The organism is Xanthomonas sp. (genome assembly GCF_017163755.1).
GTDB lineage: Bacteria > Pseudomonadota > Gammaproteobacteria > Xanthomonadales > Xanthomonadaceae > Xanthomonas_A.
This window is the reverse complement of sequence record NZ_JAFIWC010000029.1, coordinates 37,878-63,460: the sequence shown is the minus strand read 5'-3', so window position 1 is coordinate 63,460 and position 25,583 is coordinate 37,878. Positions and strand designations below refer to the sequence as shown.

General features: G+C 69.7%; 17 protein-coding genes. 8 read left to right on the top strand and 9 right to left on the bottom strand.

The window, feature by feature from the left end; all coding sequences use genetic code 11:
- Positions 1–233: 233 nt before the first annotated feature.
- The 3 genes from JR065_RS17680 to JR065_RS17670 form a co-directional block, all read right to left on the bottom strand.
- Positions 234–2,099: a methyl-accepting chemotaxis protein gene (locus tag JR065_RS17680; RefSeq protein ID WP_206235675.1), complete on the bottom strand. Its 1,866-nt coding sequence runs from the start codon at positions 2,097–2,099 to the stop codon at positions 234–236.
- A 258-nt stretch (positions 2,100–2,357) separates the two neighbouring features.
- Entirely contained in the window at positions 2,358–3,854 is a 1,497-nt protein-coding gene (locus JR065_RS17675) for a serine hydrolase domain-containing protein (protein ID WP_206235674.1), read from the bottom strand.
- A gap of 69 nt (positions 3,855–3,923) precedes the next feature.
- Positions 3,924–4,250 carry a hypothetical protein gene (locus JR065_RS17670; RefSeq protein ID WP_206235672.1) on the bottom strand — a complete coding sequence of 109 codons (327 nt, stop codon included), beginning with the start codon at positions 4,248–4,250 and terminating at the stop codon, positions 3,924–3,926.
- A 110-nt stretch (positions 4,251–4,360) separates the two neighbouring features.
- Between JR065_RS17670 and JR065_RS17665 the strand changes: the two genes are divergently transcribed.
- The gene (locus JR065_RS17665; RefSeq protein ID WP_206235671.1) at positions 4,361–4,960 is read left to right on the top strand and encodes an RNA polymerase sigma factor; all 600 of its coding nucleotides are present in this window, start codon (positions 4,361–4,363) and stop codon (positions 4,958–4,960) included.
- Complete coding sequence (locus tag JR065_RS17660) at positions 4,957–5,397, top strand: hypothetical protein (protein ID WP_206235669.1); 441 nt, start codon at positions 4,957–4,959, stop codon at positions 5,395–5,397. Before JR065_RS17665 ends, JR065_RS17660 begins: the two co-directional genes overlap by 4 nt.
- A gap of 450 nt (positions 5,398–5,847) precedes the next feature.
- On the opposite strand, the gene JR065_RS17655 is transcribed toward JR065_RS17660, so the two are convergent.
- The 5 genes from JR065_RS17655 to JR065_RS17635 all read right to left on the bottom strand — a co-directional run bounded on the left by JR065_RS17655 (position 5,848) and on the right by JR065_RS17635 (position 15,419).
- Positions 5,848–8,277: a membrane-bound PQQ-dependent dehydrogenase, glucose/quinate/shikimate family gene (locus tag JR065_RS17655; protein ID WP_206235686.1), complete on the bottom strand. Its 2,430-nt coding sequence runs from the start codon at positions 8,275–8,277 to the stop codon at positions 5,848–5,850.
- 516 nt (positions 8,278–8,793) lie between these two features.
- Entirely contained in the window at positions 8,794–10,158 is a 1,365-nt protein-coding gene (otsA, locus tag JR065_RS17650) for an alpha,alpha-trehalose-phosphate synthase (UDP-forming) (protein WP_206235668.1), read from the bottom strand.
- Positions 10,155–11,936, bottom strand: a complete 1,782-nt coding sequence (locus tag JR065_RS17645; RefSeq protein WP_206235667.1) for a glycoside hydrolase family 15 protein — start codon at positions 11,934–11,936, stop codon at positions 10,155–10,157. Before JR065_RS17645 ends, otsA begins: the two co-directional genes overlap by 4 nt.
- A gap of 112 nt (positions 11,937–12,048) precedes the next feature.
- Entirely contained in the window at positions 12,049–12,801 is a 753-nt protein-coding gene (gene otsB / locus JR065_RS17640; protein WP_206235665.1) for a trehalose-phosphatase, read from the bottom strand.
- 179 nt (positions 12,802–12,980) lie between these two features.
- Complete coding sequence (locus tag JR065_RS17635) at positions 12,981–15,419, bottom strand: TonB-dependent receptor plug domain-containing protein (RefSeq protein WP_206235658.1); 2,439 nt, start codon at positions 15,417–15,419, stop codon at positions 12,981–12,983.
- A gap of 244 nt (positions 15,420–15,663) precedes the next feature.
- Here JR065_RS17635 and JR065_RS17630 point away from each other — a divergent pair, with 244 nt between their 5' ends.
- From JR065_RS17630 to JR065_RS17615, 4 genes are all read left to right on the top strand, one after another.
- Positions 15,664–16,143: a DUF3574 domain-containing protein gene (locus JR065_RS17630; RefSeq protein WP_206235657.1), complete on the top strand. Its 480-nt coding sequence runs from the start codon at positions 15,664–15,666 to the stop codon at positions 16,141–16,143.
- A gap of 89 nt (positions 16,144–16,232) precedes the next feature.
- Complete coding sequence (locus JR065_RS17625) at positions 16,233–16,652, top strand: GNAT family N-acetyltransferase (protein WP_206235656.1); 420 nt, start codon at positions 16,233–16,235, stop codon at positions 16,650–16,652.
- A 106-nt stretch (positions 16,653–16,758) separates the two neighbouring features.
- A complete protein-coding gene (locus tag JR065_RS17620) occupies positions 16,759–18,357 on the top strand; it encodes a hypothetical protein (protein ID WP_206235685.1) in 1,599 nt (532 codons plus the stop codon).
- A 58-nt stretch (positions 18,358–18,415) separates the two neighbouring features.
- Positions 18,416–19,606 carry a lysozyme inhibitor LprI family protein gene (locus tag JR065_RS17615; protein ID WP_241093716.1) on the top strand — a complete coding sequence of 397 codons (1,191 nt, stop codon included), beginning with the start codon at positions 18,416–18,418 and terminating at the stop codon, positions 19,604–19,606.
- Positions 19,607–19,780: 174 nt separating this feature from the next.
- Here JR065_RS17615 and JR065_RS17610 read toward each other — a convergent pair whose 3' ends face one another.
- Positions 19,781–20,485 (bottom strand): glutathione S-transferase, encoded by a 705-nt coding sequence (locus JR065_RS17610; RefSeq protein WP_206235655.1) that lies wholly within the window; start codon positions 20,483–20,485, stop codon positions 19,781–19,783.
- A gap of 267 nt (positions 20,486–20,752) precedes the next feature.
- Here JR065_RS17610 and clpB point away from each other — a divergent pair, with 267 nt between their 5' ends.
- Entirely contained in the window at positions 20,753–23,338 is a 2,586-nt protein-coding gene (gene clpB / locus JR065_RS17605; RefSeq protein ID WP_206235654.1) for an ATP-dependent chaperone ClpB, read from the top strand.
- 256 nt (positions 23,339–23,594) lie between these two features.
- Complete coding sequence (locus JR065_RS17600) at positions 23,595–25,427, top strand: serine hydrolase (RefSeq protein WP_206235653.1); 1,833 nt, start codon at positions 23,595–23,597, stop codon at positions 25,425–25,427.
- Positions 25,428–25,583: the final 156 nt, after the last annotated feature.

The window sequence follows — 25,583 nt, the reverse complement described above, 5'->3', positions numbered from 1 at the left end:
TGGCCCGAGGCCATGCGGCGCCATTCCGGCAAATCGCTGAACTTCCGCAAGGTGCAGGTTGCCGATCCGGGCAGCGCGTTTGCAATCCGCGAGCCTGCTCGGCTGAGCGTCGTGGCAGCCGCTGCGAACGCCTTGCGCCGTCGGTCGCGACGGGCGCTATCGCCTGTCGCCAAGGATTGCCGCGCTCCCGGGGCGTTCCATGTGTCGTTGTCTGCCGGCCAGAGGAAGACGCTCTAGCTGCTCGCGCTGCGCAGCAGCGGGGTGACGTTGCCGCCGTGCACCGCGCGTGCGGGTTCGATGCGGAACACCGCCACCGCCGTGGCCAGGCCGCCGGCCTGTTCTTCCAGGCTGCGCGCGGCCGCGGTCGCTTCCTCGACCAGCGCGGCGTTGCGCTGGGTCACTTCGTCCAGTTGCATCACCGTGCGGTTGACCTGCTCGATGCCGCTGGACTGCTCGGCGCTGGCGCCGCTGATCTCGCCCATCAGGTCGGTGACGCGCTTCACCGAGGTCACGATCTCGCCCATCGTGGTGCCGGCCTGGTTCACCAGCGCCGAACCCTGGGTCACCTTCTGCGTGGAATCCTCGATCAGCGTCTTGATCTCCTTGGCCGCGTCGGCCGAACGCCGCGCCAGCGAGCGCACTTCCGAGGCGACCACGGCGAAGCCGCGTCCCTGCTCGCCGGCGCGCGCGGCTTCCACCGCGGCGTTGAGCGCGAGGATGTTGGTCTGGAAGGCGATGCCGTCGATGACGCTGATGATCTCGCCGATGCGCCGCGACGAGGCGCTGATCGCGCTCATCGTGCTCACCACGTCCTGCATCACCTTGCCGCCGGATTCGGCGATGTCGCCGGTGCTGCGCATCAGGCCGTTGGCCTGGTAGGCGTTGTCGGCGTTGTGCTTCACCGCCGAGGTCAGCTCCTCCATCGAGCTGGCGGTCTCCTCCAGGCTGGCGGCCTGCTGCTCGGTGCGGTCGGACAGGTCGGTGTTGCCGGCGGCGATCTCCATCGACGCGCGGCGGATGGCCTCGGCCGCGCCCTGGATGCCGCCGATGATCTCGGTCAGCTTGGCCACGGTGCGATTGGTGTCCTCGCGCAACTGCGCGAACACGCCTTGCGCGTCGCCGTCGACGCGATGGGTCAGGTCGCCTTCGGCCAGCGCCGCGAGCGCGGTGGCCAGCGCGCGCAGGTTGGCTTCCACCGAATCGGAGATGCGGTTGACGCCTTCGGCCAGCGACTTCAGCACCCCGTCCATGCCGGCGGTGTCGATGCGCCGGCTGAAGTCGCCGAGCGCGGCGGCATCGATCACCGTGGCCAGCGCCTGTTCGGCATTGACCTGCGCGGTGACGTTCTCCCACTGCGCGATGGTGCCCAGGCGGGTGCCGTCGGCGGCGTTGATCGGGCTGTAGACGAAGTCGATCTGGCGACCGAAGAACGGCGCGCGCACGCGCTTGGAGCCGGTCAGCGCGCGCATGCGCTCGATCGCCGCCTGGCTGTCCGGATAGATGTCGCCGATGCTGCCGCCGACGAAGTGCTCGGCGCGGAACTCGGGACGGAAGCTCTGCACGTCCGGCTCGATCGCGCGCAGCATTTCCAGCAGCTTGCGGTTGGCGAAGTGCACGCGGCCGTCGTCGTCGGCGATGCGCACCATGGTGTCCAGGTCGTCCAGCGCCTGGATCACGAAGCGGCCGTGGCGCAGTTCGGCCTCGGCGGCGGCCTGGCGTTCGGCCAGGCGCGCCTGCGCGAGCTGCAGTGCGCGCAACAGCGGGTCGGCCGCCGCGCCGGCGCCGGCCAGGCCGTGGTCGAGGCGGCCTTCGCCGAGCGCCTGGATCGCCTGCAGTACGCGCTGCGACGACGACGGCGCGGCACGCAGGCTCAGCCAGGTCAGCAGCGCCAGCACCGCCAGCACCGCCAGCACGCCGAGCAGCGCCGGCGCGATGCGCCACAGGCCCGAGCCGCCACCGGCGCCGAGCTGGCGCCCGACCTGCAAGGCGTACAGCGCCACTGCCAGCAGCCCCAGCGCATAGGCCAGGGCAAGCAGCAGATGGCGCGCGCCGGGACGGAACGCGGCGGGCGGAACGGCGATGGCGTCGGACGCGGTCATGGTGACTCCCGGTTGCGATGGGATACGGCGCCATCCCCTGCGGCACCGACGCGATCTTCAAAGCGTGTCTCAGTATCGGCCGCGTCGCCGGCGATCTTGACGCCCGCGGAATGCCGCTCGTCGGAAAAACCGAGCCTGAATAGGCGCCGCTGCAGTGGCGCGCCCGGGTCTCGGGCGACCGATGCCGGTGCCGGACGGTCCGCGGGAATCGGCGTTGATGGTGCCGGCGGGCTCTATCGAGCGGGTCCGAAGTCGCGCCTAGCGTTCCTTCTTGAACACCATCCGCTCGAACGAAATGCTGTGGACCGCTCCGTCCTGCACGGTAAAGTCCAGCAGCTGCCCCGAGTTGGGCGAGAACTCGACGCGGACGCAGTCCTGCTGCTCGCCGGCGGTGGCCACTGCCGCCAGCCGCCCCCAGCGTATGAGCATCTGCTGGCCGTCGTTCAACTGCACGGTCATGTCGCCCAGCAGTTGGTTCGAATAGGTACCGGCATAGTCCTCGCGCGGCCGCGACAGGCGCCACGCGCGCGCCTGGACCGCCTTCCGGTGCTCGGCGGCGGCAAGCCGCATCTGCCGGGTCTTCGTTTGCAGCTCGTCGAACCGGCGCGACAGCTTGGACTCGACGTCCGGCTCTTGCAGCAGAACGCCGTAGACATAGTCGGCGATCAGGTTGGTCAGCTGCGCTCCCAAGACATCCTCGTTGTTGAGCACGACCAGCGCGATGTTCTCGTCGGGCATGAACGACAGGTGGGCGTGGAAGCCGGCAAAGCCACCGAAGTGGTGCAGCATCCGCCTGCCCTTGTACTGGCCCGTGTACCAACCCCACGCGTAACCGGCGCGCGGAAAGTCCAGGTACTGCGAGTCCAAGGCGACCTGCGGCTCGTGCGACTTCGCGATCGCCGTCCGCGCGATCGCCGCGTCGCCATCCGTCGAAAGCTGCGCCGTCAGGAACCTGGCCAGATCCGGCGCGGTGGAGACGATGCCGCCGGCCGCGTGCATGGTCGCGTCCGACTTGACCAGGTACAGCGGCTGGCTGGGCTGCGCGCTCGCCAACGAATAGGGCGCGGCCAACGTCCATCCCGCCGCCTGCGCCTTGCTGACGTAGGCGGACGTGTGCCGCATCGAAAGCGGCCGGAAGATGGCGCTTTCCAGCTGTTCCTGCCATGGCAGCGAAAGGCGCTGGTCCAGCCACACGCTCAGGATGTTGTAGCCCACGTTGCTGTACTTGAAGGTTCCCCGCGCGGCCTGCGCATCGGGATAGGACGCCGCGATCAATGCCAGGCGCGATTGCGCGTCGTGCATGCCGCTGTACGCCGTCGCCCAGACCAGGGGCTGGTTGTCCACTCCCGACGAATGGACGAGCAGGTCCTTGATGGTCACCGATCCGGCATCCATGCCCGCGAAACGGGCTTGCGGAAACATCCGCTGCAGCGACATGTGCGTGTCCAGCTGGCCGGCCTCCTCCTTCAGCAGCGCGTTCAGCGCGAAGAAGGGCTTGGTGGCCGAGGCGAGGTAGAACACGGTGTCGCCGGTCACCGGCGTGCGCGCCTGGATGTCCGAGAACCCGAAGTAGCCCTCGTAGACGATCCTGCCGTCCTTGACCACGGCCACCGCCGTGCCCGAGGCGAGCGCGGTGGCCTGCTTGGTCTTCCGGATGAAACCGTCCAATGGCGTGAAGTCGGGAGCGGATGCGGCGGGCGCCTGGAATGGCGCGGTTGCGACCAGGGCGGCCAGGGCCGTCGCGAAGTGCTTCATGCAATGTCCTTTGCTTGTTGATGGATGGCGACGACGCTGCACCGGACACCCGGGCGGAAGGCGGGCGGCCTATTTCAGCGCGCGCTGCAGAAAGTAGTACGCCAGGTTGCCCAGCCCGGTGGCGCCGAGCAGGAGGGCGACGACGCCGGGCGTGATCCGGTCGGCTCCGAGCAGTTCCACCAGGCCGAAGCCGATCGCCAGCGCCAGGAGCACGCTGCCCCAGTGCAGCGAGGCCTGGCGTCGCCGCGTGGCTTCGCCTTCGAGCAGCGAGCGCACCAGCTCCTCGGAGCCGCGCGATTCGACGATCCGCCGACGCATGTAGGCGTCGACCACCGTCTTGATGGAGTAGGCGATGCAGATGAACAGAGTGATGGGAATGAGCAGGTTGAAATTCATGGTGCCGGCATCCGTGTTGTTGGCGGGTAACCAAGGAGATACGCCCGGCTGCCGTCCGGTTGCAGCGATCCGTTGCAACCGATGCCCCGACCGACGTATCCCTATACGCAATGCCCAGCCCGCCTCCCGCTGCCGACCAGACCCTCGATGCCGACCGGGCGCTGGCCGCCGCCGTGCTGGCCGGCAGGCCCGGCGCGTTCGAGCAGCTGGTGCGCGGCTATCAGAACCTGTGCTGGCACATCGTGGATCGCATGGTGCGGCACCCGGACGACACGCGAGACCTGTGCCAGGAGGTGTTCCTGCGCGTTTACCGCTCCATCCACCAATACCGCGGCGAAAGCGCACTGAAATCGTGGATCGCGCAGGTGGCCTATTCGGTGGCCCGGCGGCATCTGGAGCGCAAGCGCGTCCCGATCGCCGAGCCGAGCGGCGACGAGGACGGCATGTTCCTGGCCGAGCGGGTCGGCGACGGCACCGACCTGGAGGCGACGGCGGCGAGCGAGGAAATCAATGCGCTTTTGCACGGCGCCATCGATGCCTTGCCGCCGCTGCAGCGGACCGTGCTGACGCTCTATCATCTGGAAGAAATGCAGATCGGCGAGATCGCGCACATGACCGGTCTTGCCGAAGGCACCATCAAGAGCCATCTTTTCCGCAGCCGCCTGCGGCTGCGGGAACTGCTGCAATCGCGCATCGGAGCATCGGCATGAACATGACGGACAAGCGCTTGGACGACGAAACCGAATGGGAGGCGCAGGAACGCGGCCGGCGCGCGGCGCGCGGGCGCGAGGCTGGCGGGATGGACGCGGCGGACGCGGACTACCGCATCGTGGCCCAGGCGCTGGCTTCCGCCCCGCTTGCCGGGCCGCCGGCCGATTTCGCTGCCGGCGTCGCCGAACGCGTCGCTCGCCACGACGCCGGAATCGAGCGTGCGATGTCGCGAATCCTGCTGGCGGTGTTCGCGATCGCGTTGCTTGGCGTGGGCGTGCGCTACGGCGCGCAGGGATGGCAGCCGTTGCGGTACGCGCTCGGCGAGGTTTCGCTGGGCTGGCTGCTCGCCGGTGCGGGGTGCGTGATCCTGTCGTGGACGGGCCGGCGGCTGTTCGAGCTTGCCGGTCATGCGCGCGGTCCGGGGCGTGTCGCATGAGATGGGCGTTGCAATGCAGCGCCTATGCGTGGATTTCCGCGGGCCCTGTGCGGCTGCGCTGTTCGGGGGCGCACAAGCGCCAATCGCACTGCAGGCGATGACTCCGTCGATGATCATCCTGCGGAGCTGTCTTCGACGCGATGCCTTTCGCTATCTGAAGTCAGAAGCCAGCTGATTCGCCAGGGAATTCGGACTGGGGGCGATGACGGCCGCGGGAGCGACTCCGGATAACTTCGCGCCATCGGTCGCAACGAGGCTTTTTCGGTATGCCTGTCGCGACCGATGGCCAGGCTGTCCGGAGTCGCTCCCACCTGGTGCAGACACCGCGCGAAAAAGTGCTGACTATCGCAGCGTGTAGCCGCCGACCTCGCCACCGCGTTGCCCGCGGCGATGACAGGACCGGCCGTCGCAGGACGGCCGGTCGGAACCCGCGGCAGCGGTGGCGGGCGGCTATTTCGCCGCGGCGTCGTCGGGCAGCGCCCAGGCGATCACGCTGTCGCCGGACTTGGTCTCCATGCGGTCGTGGCCGCCGACCGCGGCGACGATATACTGCTTGCCGCCGACGGTGTAGCTCAACGGCGCGGCCTGCGGCCCGGCGGGCACGCGCACTTCCCACAGCAGTTCGCCGGTCTGGGTGTCGTAGCCGCGCAGGAAGTTGTCCAGCGCCGCGCCGATGAAGGTGACGCCGCCGGCGGTGGCCAGCGAGCCGCTGTTGTTGGGCGTGCCCAGTTCGAACTTCATCTTCGACGGGATCCCCATCGGACCCTGGTCGTAGCCGGTGCCCAGCGGGCGCCGCCAGATCACCTGCTGGGTGCGCAGGTCCACGCCGGAGAGGTAGCCCCACGGCGGCGCCACGCACGGCGTGTTCAGCGGCGACATCCACGGCTCCTTGCGCGCGCCGTAGGCCAGCCCTTCCTGCGCCATGTAGCCGGGCGTCCTGCTCTTGCCGTTGAACACCGAGACCACGCCCAGCCTGTCCATCTCCGCGCGCGGGTAGACGTGCTCGGTGTACGGCAGGCGGTTGCTGTTCATCACCATGATGCCGCGCTGCAGGTCCACCGACACGCCGCCCCAGTTGATGCCGCCATGGTTGCCGGTGAACGACAGCGAGCCCTGCAGGCTGGGCGGGGTGAACATGCCGTCGTAGCGCAGTTTCTTGAACTGGATGCGGCAGGCCAGCTGGTCGAACGGGGTGATGCCCCAGGCGTCGGACTCGACGATGGTCTCGTAGTCCTTGCTCGGCGCGCCGACGGTGTTCGGCATGCCCGGCGATACCGGCTGGGTCTTGGCGGTCCAGTCGCCGTGGTCGGTGCCCTGCGGCACCGGGATCTGCTGCACCGGCATGATCGGCTGGCCGGTCTGGCGGTCGAGCACGAACACCTGCCCGGACTTGGTCGCCTGGATCACCGCCGGGCGGGTGCCGCCGCCGGGAACCGGGAAATCGACCAGGTTCGGCTGCGGGCCGATGTCGTAGTCCCACAGGTCGTGGTTGACGGTGCGGAAGTGCCAGCGTTCCTTGCCGGTGGCCGCGTCGAGCGCGACCAGCGAGGCGGTGTATTCCTCTTCCTGCGCGGTGCGCTGCTTGCCGAAGAAGTCGCCGGCGGCGTTGCCGGTGGGCAGGTAGACCAAGCCCAGTTCGTCGTCGGCGGCCATCAGCGTCCACACGTTCGGGGTCGAGCGGGTGTAGGTCTGGCCGGCTGGCGGGGCGGCGGTTATCGCCGGGTTGCCCAGGTCCCAGGCCCAGCGCAGTTCGCCAGTGATCGCGTCGAAGGCGCGCACCACGCCGGACGGCGCATCGCGTTCCTGGCCGTCGCGGACCTGGCCGGTGGGCTGGATCACCACCCCGCGCATCACCACCGGCGGCGAGGTCGGGCCGACGAAGCCGGGCTTGGTGTTGCCGGTGTCCTTGTTCAGATCGACGTAGCCGTGGTCGCCGAAGCCGCTGCACAGCTGGCCGGTGAGCGCGTCGAGCGCGCCGAGGCGGCCGTCGACCATCGGCCAGAAGATGCGCTTGGCGCATTCGGCCACCGGTGTGGTGGCCTCGAAGTAGGACACGCCGCGGCAGGTGGTGGCGGCCACGCCGGCCATCGCCTTCGGGTTGGTCTTCGGGTCGAAGCGCCAGCGTTCCTTGCCGGTGGTCGCCTCGACCGCGATCACCTTCTGCGTCGGGGTGCAGATGTAGACCAGGTCGCCGACCTTCAGCGGAGTGTTCTGGAACGCGTAGCCGAGCTTGGAACCGGCCGGCTTGAGGTCGCCGGTGTGGAATTCCCAGGCCACCTTCAGGTGCTTGACGTTGCCCGGCGTGATCTGCGCGCCCGGCGAATAGTGGTTGGACAGGTTGGAGCCGGCATAGGCGGTCCAGTTGCCGGCGTCGTGGTTGGCGGCGACGTTGCCGTCCGGGCTGTTCACCGCGGCGCGGCTGAAGGCGGCCTGCGGCCGCTGCGCGGCCAGGGCCGGACCGGCCAGCTCCACGCTGCGCGGGAACAGCAGCGGGACCAGGATCAGCAGCGCGCCGGCGACCGGCAGCACGCCGGCGACCAGGATATAGCCCAGGCCCGACAGCGGCGCCAGGCGGCGCCGCGCCACCGGCCAGAACGCCAGCAGGACCAGGCCGAGCACCGAGATCATCGCCAGGCGCGGGATCAGCGCCCAGCCGTCCAGGCCCACTTCCGCCAGCGCCCAGGCCAGCGTGGCGGCCAGGGTCAGCCCGAACAGCCACAGCCCGACACGGCGGCCGACGGCAAGCAGCGCGCCGGAGACGGCCAGCGCGACGCCGGCCAGCAGGTAGTACCAGGAACCGCCGGCGGCGACCAGTTGCCCGCCCATGACGGCGAGCGCGATGCCCAGCAGGGCGATGACCACGGCATACGCGGCGAACAGCCAGGTACCGGGTCCGTGTTTTGAAGGGTGATGGTTCATTGGGATGGGGATCGTCCGGAGGATCCGACGGCGTCGCGGAGGGCTACGGCGTGGCACGGATCGTGGAGGGGAGCAGGCGAGGGCATGGCCGCATCGGCGGTGATCCTGCGCGCATCGGACATCGCGCCGCCCCTCCCAGGGTGCACAGGCGCGGTGCGTGGTGCGATTTTAAAGGAGGACGGTGTGCTGCCCGTGACGGCAGGCGGAACCTTGCGTCCCGCGAAAAGGGTTTACGCACACGATGTGATGGATACCCGTCTCTCGATCCTGCCTGGGAGCGGGCGCGCCGCCGGTTTCCGCGTCGCGGCCGTTCTTGCGGCGCTCCAGTTCACGCGTCTACGGCGGCGAAGCTGTGCGCGACTCCGGGCCTCGTGCCATCGGTCGCGACAGGCGCTGCCGGCGAACCGCGGCCGGAGGCTGGGCAAAGCCGCCTGCAGCCGCTCCCATGTCACGGGCCAACGGGCTGCGCGAAACGTCCTAGCCCTCCAGCGCTTGCAGGTAGCGCTGCCGCCAGGCGCCGATGTCGTTCTTGCGCAGGTGCTCCATCATCGTCTGCCAGCGTTCGATGCGCTTGGCCTTGGGCAGCGAGGCGGCGGTGGCGATGGCGTCGGCGACGCCGTCCAGGTCGTGCGGATTGACCAGCAGCGCCTCCTTCAGCTCGTCGGCGGCGCCGGCCAGCAGCGACAGCACCAGCACGCCGGGGTTCTCCGGGTCCTGCGCGGCCACGTACTCCTTGGCGACCAGGTTCATGCCGTCGCGCAGCGGCGTCACCAGGCCGACCTGCGCGGCGCGGTAGAAGCCGGTCAGCGTGGCATGGGTGAAGTTGCGGTTGACGTAGCGCAGCGGCGTCCAGTCCGGCTCGGCATGGCCGCCGTTGATGTGCCCGGCGATCTGCTCGAGCTGGTTGCGCAGTTGCTTGTACTCGGTGACGTCGCCGCGCGAGACCGGCGCGATCTGCAGGTAGGTGAGGCTGCCGCGCTGGTCCGGATGCCGCTCCAGGTAGCGCTCGAAGCCGAGGAAGCGCTCGGGCAGGCCCTTGGAGTAGTCGAGCCGGTCCACGCCGATCGCCAGCTGGCGGTCGCGCAGGCTGCTGCGCAGGTCGCGCACCGCCGGCTTGGCCACCGCCGCGCGCGCCTGCTGCGCGATCAGCTCGGTGTCGATGCCGATCGGGAACTTCTCGGCGCGGAAGCGGCGCCCGCCGGGCGCTTCCAGCACGCCGTCCTTGATCACCTTGCCGCCGCCGAACAGGCGCACGTAGGCCTGGAAGCGGTCCACGTCGCGCTGGGTCTGGAAGCCGACCAGGTCGTAGGCGTAGAAGCCGGAGAACAGCCGCGCATGGTCGGGCAGGGCCTGGATCAGGTCGGCCGACGGGAACGGCACGTGCAGGAAGAAGCCGATCTTGCAGCCGATGCCGCGCTCGCGCAGCAGCGAGGCCAGCGGGATCAGGTGGTAGTCGTGGATCCACACCGTGTCGTCCTCGCGCAGCAGCGGCGCGAGCTTCTCGGCGAACATCGCGTTGACCCGGCGGTAGCCCTCGCGGGTGGCGCGGTCGTAGTCGACCAGATCCAGGCGGAAGTGCAGCAGCGGCCACAGCGTGCGATTGGCGAAGCCGTTGTAGTACGCGTCCAGGTCGGCGCGGTTGAGGTCCATGGTGACGAAGTGGATGTCGCCGTGGTTCTGTTCGTGCACCGCGCCGCTGTCGCCGCGCACGGTCTTGCCGCTCCAGCCGAACCAGACCCCGCCGCGCTCCTTCAGCGCCGCCAGCAGCCCCACCGCCAGTCCGCCGGCGCGGTTCTCGCCGGGCAATGCCACTCGATTGGAAACAACCACTAATCGACTCATGAAGCCTCCTGCCAGCTGCGCGACAATCGCATCGCGGCGATGATCAGGCCGACGTGCGAATAGGTCTGCGGGAAATTGCCCCAGGCCTCGCCGTTGTCGAAGGCTAGATCCTCCGACAGCAAGCCCAGGTGATTGCGGCGCGCGAGGATGCGTTCGAACAGCTCGCGCGCCTCGTCCTTGCGCCCGATCGCGGCGAGCGCGTCGATGTACCAGAACGTGCAGATGGTGAAGCTGGTCTCCGGCTCGCCGAAATCGTCCGGCGCCACGTAGCGGTACAGCGCGTCGCCGTGCTTGAGGTCGCGTCCGATCGCCTCGACCGTGGCGACGAAGCGCGCGTCGTCCGGCGCGATGAAGCCGATGTCGGCCAGCAACAGCAGCGAGGCGTCCAGGCGGTGGCCGCCGAAGGTGTCGGTGAAGTGGCCCAGCTGCGGGTTCCACGCCTCGGCCAGCACGCGCGCATGGATGCGCTCGGCGCGCTCGCGCCAGTAGGCCACGCGGTCCTCCAGGCCCAGCCGCGAGGCGATCTTGGCCAGGCGGTCGCAGGCGGCCCAGCACATCGCGCTGGTGTAGGTGTGCACCTCGGCGCGGCCGCGGAACTCCCACAGCCCGGCGTCGGGCACGTCGTGCAGCGCGAACGCGCGCTCGCCCAGCGGTTCCAGGCGCAGGAATGTGTGCGTGTCGCCGGGGTCCTTCAGCCGCAGGTCGAAGAACAGTTGCGTGGACGCCAGCACCACGCTGCCGTACACGTCGTGCTGCTTCTGGATCCAGGCCAGGTTGCCGCGCCGCACCGGGCCCATGCCGCGGTAGCCGGCCAGCGACTCGACCTCGTGTTCCTCCAGCGCCGCCTCGAAGCCGATGCCGTACAGCGGCTGCAGGTTGCCGTCGGTGGTGGCCAGGTTGAAGATGTAGCCGAGGAACTGCTCCATCGTGCGGGTGGCGCCGAGCCGGTTCAGCGCGCGCACCACGAACGCGGCGTCGCGCAGCCAGCAGTAGCGGTAGTCCCAGTTGCGCGGGGTGTCCGGCGCCTCCGGGATCGACGTGGTCATCGCCGCGATGATCGCGCCGCTGTCCTCGTACTGGCACAGCTTCAGCGTGATCGCGCTGCGGATCACCGCGTCCTGCCAGTCCAGCGGCACCGACAGGTAGCGCACCCATTCGCGCCAGTATTCCTCGGTGCGTTCCTGGGCTTCCTGGATGTAGCCGGTCAGCGAGCGGGTCAGCGATTCGTCCACGCCGAGCATCAGGTTGACCGGGTGGCTGAGCACGAACGGCAGCTCGTCGCGGACGAAGCGCACCGGCACGTCGGTGGTCAGGCGCAGGGTGAACTCGGGCAGCAGCCAGCGCACGTGGTTGCTGCCCCATGTGCTTTCCGGCTTGCGCGCGCCCCAGTCGGCCAGCGGCCGCGCCAGCACGCGGATGCGCGGGTTGCCGGCCAGCGGCCGGATCTGGCGGATGATGCTGACCGGCCGGTAGAAGCGGCCGTGGTTGCGCCAGCGCGGCGCGAAGTCGATCACCTCCACCGCGCCGCCGTGCGCATCGCGCAGCACGGTGCGCAGGATCGCGGTGTTGGCCAGGTAGTGCTGGTCGCTGTCGACGAAGTCCTCCAGCTCCACGCTGAAGTCGCCGCCTTCGTGGTCGCGCGGCGACAGCAGCGCGCAGAACGCCGGGTCGCCGTCGAACGCGGGCAGGCAGCTCCACACCACGCGCGCGCGCTTGTCGACCAGCGCGCCGAAGCTGCCGTTGCCGATCACGCCCAGGTCGAGATTGGGGGCCGTCATGAATGAAACGGATCCTTTGCCGGAAGGGGGAAGGCGAACGCGAGCGATGCCGCGCGCAGGCGACCGGGGCCGGCGAAGCGCTGCCAGGGCCGGGCCCGCATGCAGGCGCCGATCATGCCGCGTTGTCGCGCAGCCACGCGTGCACGCCACGCGTGTCGGGCAGCGCGAACGTGGCCTGGCTGCCGGCGCGGCGGCCGACCAGCACGCTCCAGCCGCCGGCGCGGTTGGCCGCGGCGAAGCCGAACTCGTCGGTGAGGTCGTCGCCGACGAACACCGGCCGTCGCCCCTGGAACGGCGCCTGCTGCAGCAGCCGCTCCACCGCCAGGCCCTTGTCGCTGCCTTCGGGGACGAACTCGACGACGTGGTCGCCGGGCTGCAGGCGGTAGCCGGGCAGCGAGCCGATCTGCTCGTGGGCGAAGGCGGCGACCTGGGCGGCGGCATCGGGCGCGCCGCGCCAGTGCAGCGCCAGGCTGGCGCCCTTGTCCTCGACCAGCACGCCAGGGTACGCCTGGGTCAGGTGCGCGGCGCGCTGGTGCAGATCGTGCAGCCAGCTCGAGGTGTCGGCGGGCATTGCCGCGCGCGCATCGCGGTCGGCGCGCAGCTCGTGCCCGTGCAGCCCTGCGGCCGGCAGCCGCAACGGCGCGAACAGCTGGTCCAGTTGCGCCAGCGGACGCCCGCTGACCAGCGCCAGCGCGCCGTGCAGGCGGTCGCTGATGCGGCCTACCGCCTCGCGGACCTCCGGCAGCAGCACCACGCCGTCCGGCCGCGAAGCGAAATCGATGAGGGTGCCGTCCACGTCCAGGAACAATGCGCAGGCATCGTCCAGGCGCGGCGGCGGCGGTCGGAGGGGGAGCGCGTCAGCCATCGGTTCATGATGAACGAGACAGCGTTAGCGCCAGGTGGAGCGGACTGCGCGGACCGGGCCTGCGAAAGCAGTGCGGGGCCGAACGCGACCCCGCACTCACCAAGACGCCGCCGATCCGCCTGCGACAGCGCGCAACCCGCTTTACCGGGTCCCTGGTCCCCGGTCCCAGGTCCCGACAATCAGAACGTAAACCGCACCCGCCCGTAGTAGTACGCGCCGTTGCTGCCGATCGGCGACAGCACGTCGTAGGGCAGGTTGCCGAAGTAGTAGATGTCCTCGTTGGACAGGTCGGAGTAGTTGTCGGTGAGGTTCTGTCCGCCGAGGGCCACGCTCCACTGCGGGGTGATGCGGTACTCGACCTCGGCGTCGAGCTGCCACTCGGCGCCGTAGGTCTGCCGCGGCACGAAGCCGTCGCCGAAGTCGAACACGCGGGTGGCGCTGCCGTAGCGGCTGACGCGGGTCTGCAGCGCCCAGCGCGCGTTGCTCCAGTTCGCCGCGAACTGCGCGCGGGTGCGCGGGCTGGCGTCGGTCAGCGTATTGCTTTCCTCCACCCCGAACAGCACGTAGTCCGGGTTCAGCGCCAGCAGCTGCGCCGGCGTGGCGACCACGTTCTCCAGTTCGGTCTTGGCGTAGCTCCAGGTGCCGGTCAGCAGCAACTGGCCGTCGCCCAGCGCCTGGCGCCAGTTGCTGACCAGTTCGGCACCGCGGGTGCGGGTGTCGGCGGCGTTGACGAAGAAGCTCGCGCTCTGCAGGCCGGCGATGCCGAAGTTCTGCTGCACGAACGCGGTCAGCGCATCGCCGCCGATGTCCTCGGACAGCGCGATGCGGTCGTCGATGTCGATCTGGAACAGGTCCAGCGACAGGTCGAAGTGCTCGCCGATGCGGCTGGTGAAGCCCAGGCTGTAGTTCAGCGACTTCTCCGGCTTCAGTTCGCTGGCGCCGAGCGCGCGCGCGATCGGATTGTTGACCGACAGCAGCCGCCCCTGCAGCAGCTGGCCGGACGCGTCGTAGCCGGTGGAGGTGGCTTCGTAGCCGATCTGGCTCAGCGACGGGGCGTGGAAGTTGTTGGAGACCGCGCCGCGCAGCGCGAACGCCGGCACGAACTCGTAGCGCGCGGCCAGCTTGCCGGTCAGCTCGCCGCCGAAGTCCTGGTAGTGCTCGTAGCGCGCGGCCAGGTCGGTGGAGAGCTTGTCGCCGAACTGGCTGGACAGGCTGGCGTAGGCGCTGGCGACGTTGCGCGACAGGTCGGCTTCGTCCTGCGGGGTCAGCCCGCCGCCGGCCTGGGCGCCGGTCGGGCGGTCGGCGTAGGGCCCGGCCGCGTAGCTGGCCGGGTCGCCGGCGCCGGTGCGGTAGTGCTCGCGGCGCAGCTCCACGCCGGTGCCGAAGGTGTGGCTGGCGCCGGCGGCGTCGAACACCCGGCTCAGGTCCAGGTTGGCCACGGCCTGCTCGAAGGCGTAGTCGCCGGTCTTGAAGCGGGTGGGGCTGTCCGGGCCGAGCGAGGCGTTGAGCGAGTGCTTCAGCCGGTAGGTGAAGTCGTTGCGTCCGTAGTCCACGCTGGCGTCGTAGGCCCAGTCGCCCCACTGCCCGCGCGCGCCGCCTACCGCCTGGGTGTCGCGGTTCTCGCCCAGCGACACCGGGCGGTAGCCGTCGGGATAGCGCTGCGTCCAGTTGGCGTCGCTGTCGGGGTAGCGGAAATAGTTGGCGCCCTGGGTGTCGCGCTGGTTGTAGGTGCCGAAGAAATAGAACTCGCTGGTCTGGCCGAACGGCAGCTTGCCGTTGATCCAGGCGTTGAGGTCCTTGCTGGCGCCGTCGCCGAGCACGTAGTTGCGCCGGCCGGCCAGGGCCAGGTTGGCCGGCGTCTGCGCCTCGAAGAACGGGATCTGGTCGTAGCCGGCGCGGTTGGTGGCCTCGCGGTTCTTCAGTTCCAGGCCCACCTTGAAGTAGCCGCCGTCCTCGCCCAGGCGGGTGCCGACCTTGCCGCTGAAGTAGCCGGTCTGGCCGTCGGTGACGCGCCGGTCGATCGGCTCGACCTCGGTGTGGTGGGCGCCGAAGCTGGCTTCCAGCGCGCCGCTGTCCGGGTCGTCGTCGAGGATCACGTTGATCACCCCGGCCACCGCATCGGAACCGTACTGCGCGCCGGCACCGTCGCGCAGCACTTCGATGCGCTTGATCGCGCTGACCGGGATCGCGTTGAAGTCGACCGGCGTGGTGCCCTTGCCGATCTTGCTGTCGGTGTTGACCAGCGCGCTGTTGTGGCGGCGCTTGCCGTTGACCAGCACCAGCACCTGGTCCGGCGAGAGCCCGCGCAGCTGCGCGGCGCGGACGTGGTCGGCGCCGCCGGAGTTGGACTGGCGCGGGAAGTTGAACGACGGCAGCAGCGCCTGCAGCGCGCTGCCCAGTTCGCCGTTGACCACGCCGGCCTTGCGGATGTCCTCGGCGCTGAGCACGTCCACCGGCACGGTGGATTCGAGCACGGTGCGGTCGCTGGCGCGGGTACCGGTGACGATCACCGTGTCCAGGTTGGTCGCCTGCGTGGCATCGCCCTGCTGGGCCATGGCGGGGGACGCCAAGGCCACGGCGATGGCCAGGCTCAGCGGTGCGGCGTACGGTCGGAACATGCGGAAGGCTCTCTCTCTGGGAAGCGGAATCGAAGGCTGCGCGCCGGCCGCCCAAAGGCGCTGCCGGCGCGAGAAATTATTTTTGCTACATCCATCCGGATGAAGCGATATATTATCTTACCGTTAATGCCGCGGCGCGGCGCCTTCCTTCCGGGATGGCATCAGCTGATGCCCGCCGGTTATCGGGCGCTTGCGCCGGCCAACCTCTACCATCGCCGCTTCCGTTTCCCCTCGAGATATGCCGATGCTGCTCCGCGCTCCGCTGCTTGCCGTGTTCCTGGCCCTGTCCGCCTGCGCCAGCGTGCCGCCCCCCGGCGCGGACGCGCCAGCCAAGGTCAGCGCCACCTTGCAGGGCGACGCGTCGCGCCCGGCGCAGGCGAGCGGCTGGGTGCGCAGCGAGCTGTACTTCGGCGTCGGCGAGGAAAGCGGCCCGGCCGACCGTCCGCAGGCCGAGCCGATCAGCCAGGCGCAATGGCGCGCGTTCCTGGACAAGGAGGTCACGCCGCGCTTCCCCGACGGCCTGACCGTGTTCGACGCCTACGGCCAGTGGCTGTTCCGCGGCGCCAAGGAACCGAACCGGCTCAACACCAAGGTGCTGGTGATCCTGCACGAGGACACGCCGCCGCGCCGCGCCGACATCGAGGCGATCCGCCTGGCGTGGAAGCAGGCGACCGGGCACCAGTCGGTGCTGTGGTCGCGGCAGCCGGTCGAGGTGTCTTTCTGAAGCCGGGACTCGGGACTGGGGACTCGGGACCCGGAAAAGCGGGGGCGGCGACGTTCGCGATCCGCCAGGACGATCTGTCCGGTGTCGCGGTGCGTGCGCTGCTGGAGTACCACCTGCAGCAGATGCATGCGCAGTCGCCGCCGGGCAGCGTCTATGCGCTGGACCTGTCCGGCTTGCAGCGTCCGGATGTGACCGTGTGGAGCGTCTGGCGCGGCGATGCGTTGGCCGCGGTCGGCGCGTTGCGCGTGCTGGACGACGGTGGCGGCGAGCTGAAGTCGATGCGCACCCATCCGGATTTCCTGCGCCAGGGCGCGGCCGCGGCGCTGCTGGAGCACATCGTGGCCGCCGCGCGCGCCGCCGGCCTGCGCCGGCTGAGCCTGGAGACCGGCAGCGGCGCGGCCTTCGACGCGGCGCTGGGCCTGTACCGGCGCCGCGGCTTCCGCAATGGACCGGCCTTCGCCGATTACGTGCCGAGCGCGTTCAACCGGTTCCTGCATCTGGCGCTGTAGTCGCGACGCGATGCGCAGGCCGGGATGCTGCATCCCTGTTCGCGCGCCAATCCGCAAGCGCCGCTTCCATTACCATCCATCGATCCCTCACGTGGCCATCGCCCGCATGCCCAGTATCGCTCCTTCTACGTCGCGCCCGCGCTGGTTCGTCGCCGGCGACCTCAACGGTTTCTTCGGGCTGGTGGTCGACAACCTGTCGATCCTCGGCTTCATCACCATGGCCCTGGTCGGGATCTTCCAGTTCCCGGCCGAGGTGATCTACACGCGGATGATCCCGGGTACCGCGCTCGGCGTGCTGATCGGCAACCTGCTGTACACCTGGATGGCGCGGAGGCTGGCCGCGCGCAGCGGGCGCAGCGACGTCACCGCGATGCCGCTGGGCCTGGACGCGCCGACCAGCATCGGCATGGCGCTGCTGGTGCTGGGGCCGGCGTTCGTGCGCTACAAGCAGCAGGGCCTGGACCCGCAGGCGGCGGCGATCGCCACCTGGCACCTGGGCATGGCCTCGCTGGTGGTGATGGGCGTGCTGAAGACGGTGCTGTCGTTCTTCGGCGACGCGGTGACCCGCGCGCTGCCGCGCGCGGCGCTGCTCGGCTCGATCGCCGGCATCGCGCTGGTGCTGATGGGCTTCCTGCCGCTGCTGGAGACGCTGCGCGCGCCGCTGGTCGGCCTGGTCGTGCTGGGCCTGCTGCTGTACGTGCTGATCGCCAAGGGCCGGCTGCCGTACGGCCTGCCGGGCGTGCCGGTGGCATTGGTGCTGGGCACCGGCCTGTACTACTGGTTGAATGCGGCCGGCTACGGCATCCCCGGCTACCAGGCGCCGCACTGGGTGGCGCCGCAACTGGTGCTGCCGTGGCCGAACCTGGGCTTCCTCGCCGGCCTGCCCGACACGGTGCCGCTGCTGCCGTTGCTGCTGCCGTTCGGGCTGCTGATGGTGGTCGGCGGCATCAACGTCAGCGAGAGCGCGCGCGCGGCCGGCGACGACTACCGCACCCGCGACATCCTGCTGGTCGAGGCCTGCTCGACGCTGGTCGCCGGGGTCTGCGGCGGCGTCGCCCAGACCACGCCGTACATCGGCCAGCCGGCCTACAAGCACATGGGCGCGCGCAGCGGCTATACGCTGCTGACCGGGCTGTTCATCGGCCTGGGCGGCATGCTCGGCCTGGTCGCCGGGCTGGTGCAGTGGCTGCCGCTGGCGGTGCTGGCGCCGATCATCGTGTACGTGGCCATCGACATCACCACCCAGGCGTTCCAGGCCACGCCCAAGCGCCACGCCGGGGCGATGGTGCTGGGCTTCCTGCCGTCGGTGGCCTATCTGCTGGCGATCAAGGCGCCGGGCTGGATCCCGCCGGACAAGCTGGCCGCGCTGACCACCACGCTGGACGGCCACGGGCTGCCGGAACTGGCGGTGATCTTCACCCTGGGAAACGGCTTCATCATCACCGCGATGCTGTGGACCGCGGCGGTGGCGGCGATGGTCGATGGCCGCCTGCGCCGGGCCGCGGCGTTCCTGCTGGTGGCCGCCGGGTTGACCCTGTTCGGGCTGATCCATTCGGTGGACGCGCGCGGCGGCATCTACCTGCCGTGGACGCTGAGCGGGCTGCCGAAGCTGATCGCCTGGCAGTTCGTCGGCGGCTACGTGGCGCTGGCCGCGCTGCTGGGCCTGCTGTCGCTGCAGAAGCCGCGCGCGGTGGCGGTGGACTGAGCGACACTGTCGCGGCCGGCGCTGCGCCGGTCCACGAACGGGCAAGCATGCGATGCAGATGAAAACCACACGGATGTACGCGCTGGCCGCCACGGCGCTGGCGGCGCTGGCGCTGCTGCCGGGCGCCATGGCGGCCTCGTTCGATTGCGCCAAGGCGACTAGCCGCGTCGAACGCCTGCTGTGCGACGACAAGGCGCTCGGGGCGCAGGACGAACAGCTGGCCGAGCGCTACGCGGCGCTGCTCGACGCGCTGCCGCGCGGCGAGGTGCGGTCCGCGCGCGACGCGCAGCGCGCGTGGCTGGCGCAGCGCAATGCCTGCCTGCAGCAAGCCGCTGTGGCGGCATGCGTGCAGCGTACGCAGCAGGCGCGCCTGCACCAGTTCGACCCGCTGGACGCCGCGGCGGCCGCGCGCCTGGATCGCATCATCGCCGGCATTCCCGCGGCGCCGGCCGCGGCCGCGGCGCAACTGCGCGACTACGACGGCCCATTGGCCTCGGCCTGGCTGGCGTACCTGCAGCGCTTCGTGCCGGCCGCCGGCGTCGCCGCAGGCGAGGCGCGCAGCCGTTTCGCGGGCGCGAGCGCCGCGCTGCGCAAGCAGGACACGTTCGCCGCCTCGCTGCTTGACGACACCGCCAACGACAAGGCGGCACCGGCCGGCATGGCCGAACTGACCCTGCTGCGGATGTGGATCGAGCGCAACTACGGCGACGACGCGCGCCCCTACGTGCACTGCTTCGTGTTCGAACGCCAGGGCGCGCTCGCCTACGACGCGATGGGGCCGCTGTACGGGTCGACCCGCGACGGCTCGGCGCCGGTCTGCGCGCCGCAAGGGGACCTGTTCCGGCAGCCCGCCTGGAAGCAGCTGCGCGCGGCGATCGAGCCGACCGAACAGCAGTACGGCATGGACGCGGGCACGATCCGCTTCGCCACCTTCGCCGACTGGCGGGTCATCGAACTGCGCGCGACGGTTTCGCCCCTGCTTTACCTGCAGCCGCAGCTGCGCAAGCGTTATTCCGGCGATGCCGCCTCGGCGATCGACGACTGGAGCGGCGAGGGCGCCGGCGACGAAGGCCGCGACATCGCATGGCCGGACAGTCAGCGCAAGCGCGCGCTGGCGCTGTTGCCGCAGGTGCGCCAGGCCACCGCCAGCTGGCTGCAGGGCGACAAGCGGCTCGCACCGGCGCAAGCCGCCCAGGCCGCCGCTGCGATCGTCGACGTCTGGGTGGTCGCGCACCTGCAGGGGCCGTGACCGCCAGCGCGCGGTCCGTGCCCGACGGACCCGAGCCTGGCGCAAGGCGCATGCGGCTGCGCGGAAACCGGCGCGGCCGAGTTTGCGGCCGTGGCGCCGCTACGGGCATGCCGATGCTGCAGGCGCCGCCGCCGATGCGTGCCGGTCCGTGCCGGCGGCAGGTGACGCCCGCGATCAGCCATCCAGCTCGGGATAGTGGCGGAAGATGCCGTTCTCGTTGAACGGCAGCCTGCGCTCGGAGCCCAGGTACGCGGCAATGTTGGGACGCTCGGACACGCGCTGCTGCAATGCGCGCAGCAGCGGCAGCCGCGGCGCGAGCTTCTTCATCGCGTTGGGGAAGGCATAGTCCAGCCCGCACATCAGTTGGAACAGCGACAGGTCCACGTACGAGTGTTCGCGCAGCGCATGGCGGCCGCCGCCCTGGTCGAGCACCTGTTCGAAATAGCCGAGGAACTTCGGCAGCCGCTGCGCGCGCAGATCCGCCGCGCGGCGCTTGGCCTCGGCCTTCTGCTCTTCGTAGTACAGCGCGCTGGCGACCGGATGGTGGCTGTCGTGCACCTCGGCGACCAGGTCGGCGATGGTCAGCTGCAGCTGCAGAGCCTGCAGGCGGCGCGCGTCGCTGTCCGGCACCAGGCCCAGCGACGGACCCAGGTAGTGCAGGATGTTGGCCACCTGCGCCACCACCAGCCGTCCGGATTTCAGGAACGGCGGCGCGAACGGGCGCGCGCCGGCTTGCTTGCCCTGCAGGAACGCGTCCATCGCCTCGTCGCCTTCCTCGCGGGCGACGTCGCGGTAGGCGGCGCCGGCGTCTTCCAGCGCCAGCCGCACGAACTCGCCGCGGCCCTGGATCCCGGTCCAGTAGTAGAGGTCGTAGCGCATCGGGGCTCCGTTGGGGGAAAACGACAGGCTAAGGCGCCGGCCGGAAGCATTGCGTGAGCGCCGGCGGCCGGCCGGTGCGCGCGCGCGGGCGGGCCTGCGGCCGGCCGGCCGTTTCCGGCGGGATGTCGGGCTGAGGCGCTGAGACACCATCGCCCGCGCAGCGGAAGGGCGGTCGACCGGCGTCTCGCAAGGCCTTGAAACACGCCGCGCCAACCGCATCTGACTAGCATGCCGGCAGTGGCCGGCCCTTCATCAGAGGAATTCCCGATGCGGATGGACAAGCTCACCTCGCGTTTCCAGCAGGCGCTGGCCGACGCCCAGTCGCTGGCCGTGGGCCGCGACCACACCATCGTCGAACCGTTGCACGTGTTCACCGCGCTGCTCGACCAGCAGGGCGGCAGCACCCGCTCGCTGCTGGCGCAGGCCGGGGTCAACGTGCCGGTGCTGCGCGAACGCCTGGGCGAGGCGCTGGAGAAACTGCCCAAGGTCACCGGCCAGGCCGGCAACCTGTCGATCGGCAACGATCTCAGCCGCCTGCTCAACCACACCGACAAGCTGGCGCAGCAGCACAACGACCAGTTCATCGCCAGCGAATGGTTCGTGCTGGCCGCGGCCGAGGACAGCGGCGCGCTGGGCATGGCGCTGCGCGCCGCCGGTGCCGACAAGAAGAAGATCGAGGCGGCGATCGAGAAGCTGCGCGGCGGCGAGAGCGTGCAGTCGGAGAACGCCGAGGACCAGCGCCAGGCGCTGGAGAAGTACACCATCGACCTGACCGCGCGCGCCGAGAGCGGCAAGCTCGACCCGGTGATCGGCCGCGACGAGGAAATCCGCCGCACCATCCAGGTGCTGCAGCGGCGCACCAAGAACAACCCGGTGCTGATCGGCGAGCCCGGCGTCGGCAAGACCGCGATCGTCGAAGGCCTGGCCCAGCGCATCATCAACGGCGAGGTGCCGGAAGGCTTGCGCGGCCGGCGCGTGCTGTCGCTGGACATGGGCGCGCTGATCGCCGGTGCCAAGTTCCGCGGCGAGTTCGAGGAGCGGCTCAAGGGCGTGCTCAACGACCTGTCCAAGGCCGAGGGCCAGGTGATCCTGTTCATCGACGAATTGCACACCATGGTCGGCGCCGGCAAGGCCGACGGCGCGATGGACGCGGGCAACATGCTCAAGCCGGCGTTGGCGCGCGGCGAGCTGCACTGCATCGGCGCCACCACGCTGGACGAATACCGCAAGTACATCGAGAAGGACGCGGCGCTGGAGCGGCGCTTCCAGAAGGTGTTCGTCGGCGAGCCGACGGTGGAGGACACCATCGCCATCCTGCGCGGGCTCAAGGAGCGCTACGCGGTGCACCACGGCGTGGAGATCACCGACCCGGCGATCGTCGCTGCGGCGACGTTGTCGCACCGCTACATCAGCGACCGCCAGTTGCCGGACAAGGCCATCGACCTGATGGACGAGGCCGCCTCGCGCATCCGCATGGAGATCGATTCCAAGCCGGAGGAACTGGACCGCCTGGAGCGGCGGCTGATCCAGCTGAAGATCCAGCGCGAGATGCTGAAGAAGGAGAAGGACGAGGCCAGCCGGCAGCGCCTGGCCGACCTGGAAAGCGACATCGACAAGCTCGAGCGCGAGTTCTCCGACCTCAACGAGGTATGGAAGTCGGAGAAGGCCGCCTTGCAGGGCGCCACCAAAATCAAGGAGCAGATCGAGCAGGCGCGGGTCGAGCTGGAGGCGGCCCATCGGCGCCAGGACTACGCCAAGATGAGCGAGATCCAGTACGGCCTGCTGCCGAACCTGGAGAAGCAGCTCGCCGCGGCCGGCGATGCCGAGCAGCACGATTTCAAGCTGGTGCAGGACCGCGTCACCGCCGAGGAGATCGCCGAGGTGGTGTCGCGCTGGACCGGCATCCCGGTCAACAAGATGCTCGAAGGCGAGCGCGACAAGCTGCTGCGCATGGAGGACGACCTGCACCAGCGCGTGGTCGGCCAGCAGGAGGCGATCAAGGTCGTGTCCGACGCGGTGCGGCGTTCGCGCGCCGGCCTGTCCGACCCGAACCGGCCCAGCGGCTCGTTCCTGTTCCTGGGCCCCACCGGCGTGGGCAAGACCGAATTGTGCAAGGCGCTGGCCGAGTTCCTGTTCGACAGCAGCGACGCGATGATCCGCATCGACATGAGCGAGTTCATGGAGAAGCACAGCGTGGCGCGGCTGATCGGCGCGCCTCCGGGCTACGTCGGCTACGAGGAGGGCGGCTATCTCACCGAGGCGGTGCGGCGGCGCCCGTATTCGCTGATCCTGCTCGACGAGGTGGAGAAGGCGCACAGCGACGTGTTCAACATCCTGCTGCAGGTGCTCGACGACGGCCGCCTCACCGACGGCCAGGGGCGCACGGTGGATTTCCGCAACACCGTCATCGTGATGACGTCCAACCTGGGCTCGCACCAGATCCAGGAGCTGTCCGGCGACGGCTCGGCCGAGGCCTACACGCAGATGAAGGCGGCGGTGATGGGCGTGGTGCAGGCGCACTTCCGCCCCGAGTTCATCAACCGCCTGGACGACATCGTGGTGTTCCATCCGCTGGACAAGGCGCAGATCAAGCAGATCGCCAGGATCCAGCTGCACGGACTGGAGAAGCGCCTGTCCGAGCGCGGCCTGCGCATCGAGCTGACCGAGCGCGCGCTGGAGCTGCTCGGCAACGTCGGCTTCGACCCGGTGTACGGCGCGCGCCCGCTCAAGCGCGCGATCCAGTCGCAGCTGGAGAACCCGCTGGCGCAGCGGATCCTGTCGGCGCAGTTCCTCAGTGGCGACACGATCAAGGTCGATGCCGAGGGCGGGCAGCTGGTGTTCGTCAAGGCCTGATATGGCATCGCACGGGCGGGCCGCTGCCGGCGGCCCGTGCGGATCTCCGGGTCCGGATGGCGCGCATGGACGCCGTATGCGATGGCCGGGCGGCGATGCGCCGCTTGGGCGCGCGCAGGCGGTCCTGTGCGGCGGGCGCGCGTCTCCTTGCCGTGGAGCGCGGCGTTCGCCGAAGCCGGCGACGATGATCGCCTGGATTGCTGGATCTTCAGCGGCAGCCAGCCGCTGATGCGCGACGTCGTCGCCGGCCGCTAGGGTGGCCGAAGCCGTCACGTCGATCGCGACGCCGTTGCCCACCGCTACGCGATACCGTGAAGGCACTGCTGGCGGATTGATGCAGCCGAGATGGTTGGCCGCAGATGGTCAATCGCCGGCAGCGGCAATGCCGGCGTTCGCCGCAATAACGCGGCGCATCGCGGCGTTGGGTAAGGTGGCAGGTTCCCGACCAGGAGAACGGCTGATGAAGCTTCGATTCGTGGCGTTCGCGTTGACGCTTGCCGCTGGCAATGCCCATGCGCTTACCGATGCCGAGCTGCGCCAGATCGTCGATCAGCGGCTGCTGGGCGACCGCACCGGTGCCTGCCTGGCGGTGGCGCTGATCGAGAGACAGGCGGTCATCCGCACCTATGCCTGCGCCAATCCCGACGACGCTCCGCGTATCGGCGCCAACAGCGCCTTCGAGATCGGCTCGGTGACCAAGACGATGACCGCCGCATTGCTGGCCGATCTGATCGGACAAGGCAAGGCTTCGCTGGACGATCCGCTTTCCGAATATCTCCCGCGAGACATCCGGGTGCCGGTGTTCGAAGGCCAACCGATCCTGTTGCGCCATATCGTCACCCACACCTCCGGCCTGCCTGCGTTGCCTTCGCGGATGGGCGCGGCCGATCCGGCCGATCCTTATGCCAAGCTCGATGCGGCCGCATTGCTGGCTTCCCTCGCCGACGTCGAACTCGCCCGCGCGCCGGGCAAGCAGTTCGAATATTCCAATTTCGCCTCGATGCTGCTGTCCTATGCCGTCGCCAAGCGCGCCGGCGAGGATTACGAAACGCTGATCCACAGACGCCTGTTCGCACCGCTGAAGATGGATCGCGCCTACGTCGAGCGGGCTCCGGCAGGCATCCGCGCCGCCCAGGGCCATTCGTCCAATGGCCAACCGGTGCCGGCGTGGAACTTCGGCGTCGATCTGGCCGGCGTCGGCGGCGTGCGTGCGACGCTGGACGACATGGCGAAGTACGTGCAAGCGCAGCTCGGGCAGGCTCAGGCGCCCATCGCCAAGGCGCTGCGGCTGAGCCAGCAGCAGGTATCGGAACAGCCGCCGATGGCGATGAACTGGATGCTGCTATCCGTTGCCGACCGCGTCGTCCATCTGCACGAAGGCGCTACCGGCGGTTTCTCCGCATTTGTTGCCTTCGATCGCGGGCGCCAGCGCGGCGTGGCCATTCTTTCCGACACCAGTTGGATCTCCACCGGTGGGTTGCAGGGACTGGGTCTGCACCTGCTCGACGACAGTTTCCCGCTCGGCAAGCCGCGCAAGCGCGTGCCCGCGCCTGCGGAGTTGCTGGATCAGCTGGCGGGCCAATATCACATCGCCGGCGGCTTGAAGATGGAGCTGCGGCGCAAGGACGATGCGCTGATCATCCATCCGCAGGGCCAGCGCGAGTACGCGATGGCGTTCGACGACGCCGGCGATTTCTACCCGCTGGAGTTCGATGCGCTGCTGCAGCCGCAGCGCAAGGCCGATGGCAGCTATGTATTCACCTGGCGCCAAGCCGGTGCGGCGTTGCCGGCAACCCGGGTCGATGCTTCGCAGAAGCCGGCGTTCGCGCCGCCGGCGGCCGCTTTGAAGGATTATCCGGGCGAATATCCACTGGCGCCGGGTTTCGTGCTGACGGTCAGCGAGCGCGACGGCAAGCTGTTCGCGCAGGCCACCGGACAAGACGCTTTTGCGCTGGAGGCGGTGGCCAGGGACGCATTCGAAGCCGCCGCCTACGGCATCGAACTGACATTCGAGCGCGATGGCGATGGCAAGGTCAACGCGCTGGTCCTGCGCCAGGCGGGGCAGGCGCGGCGCGGCCTGCGGCAGTGATCCGATGCTCCCGTTTTCCGCAGCGGGCGTTGTAGGTGGGTGCCGGTGTGCCGACACCGTCGGTTCGGGATGAAGCCGTGCAGTGAACGCTCTGTGGCGACCGACCGGCGCCGGCATGCCGGCGCCACTCCTGCAAGGGAGTGTGCATCAGCCCCG

Excerpts from the sequence above, each read along its gene's own strand:
- JR065_RS17670 (WP_206235672.1), bottom strand. The coding sequence starts at position 4,250 with ATGAATTTCAACCTGCTCATTCCCATCACTCTGTTCATCTGCATCGCC.
- otsB (WP_206235665.1), bottom strand. The coding sequence starts at position 12,801 with ATGGCTGACGCGCTCCCCCTCCGACCGCCGCCGCCGCGCCTGGACGAT.
- JR065_RS17630 (WP_206235657.1), top strand. The coding sequence starts at position 15,664 with ATGCTGCTCCGCGCTCCGCTGCTTGCCGTGTTCCTGGCCCTGTCCGCC.
- JR065_RS17660 (WP_206235669.1), top strand. The coding sequence starts at position 4,957 with ATGAACATGACGGACAAGCGCTTGGACGACGAAACCGAATGGGAGGCG.
- JR065_RS17610 (WP_206235655.1), bottom strand. The coding sequence starts at position 20,485 with ATGCGCTACGACCTCTACTACTGGACCGGGATCCAGGGCCGCGGCGAG.
- JR065_RS17665 (WP_206235671.1), top strand. The coding sequence starts at position 4,361 with ATGCCCAGCCCGCCTCCCGCTGCCGACCAGACCCTCGATGCCGACCGG.
- JR065_RS17645 (WP_206235667.1), bottom strand. The coding sequence starts at position 11,936 with ATGACGGCCCCCAATCTCGACCTGGGCGTGATCGGCAACGGCAGCTTC.
- clpB (WP_206235654.1), top strand. The coding sequence starts at position 20,753 with ATGCGGATGGACAAGCTCACCTCGCGTTTCCAGCAGGCGCTGGCCGAC.
- JR065_RS17620 (WP_206235685.1), top strand. The coding sequence starts at position 16,759 with ATGCCCAGTATCGCTCCTTCTACGTCGCGCCCGCGCTGGTTCGTCGCC.
- JR065_RS17675 (WP_206235674.1), bottom strand. The coding sequence starts at position 3,854 with ATGAAGCACTTCGCGACGGCCCTGGCCGCCCTGGTCGCAACCGCGCCA.
- JR065_RS17635 (WP_206235658.1), bottom strand. The coding sequence starts at position 15,419 with ATGTTCCGACCGTACGCCGCACCGCTGAGCCTGGCCATCGCCGTGGCC.
- otsA (WP_206235668.1), bottom strand. The coding sequence starts at position 10,158 with ATGAGTCGATTAGTGGTTGTTTCCAATCGAGTGGCATTGCCCGGCGAG.
- JR065_RS17615 (WP_241093716.1), top strand. The coding sequence starts at position 18,416 with ATGAAAACCACACGGATGTACGCGCTGGCCGCCACGGCGCTGGCGGCG.
- JR065_RS17680 (WP_206235675.1), bottom strand. The coding sequence starts at position 2,099 with ATGACCGCGTCCGACGCCATCGCCGTTCCGCCCGCCGCGTTCCGTCCC.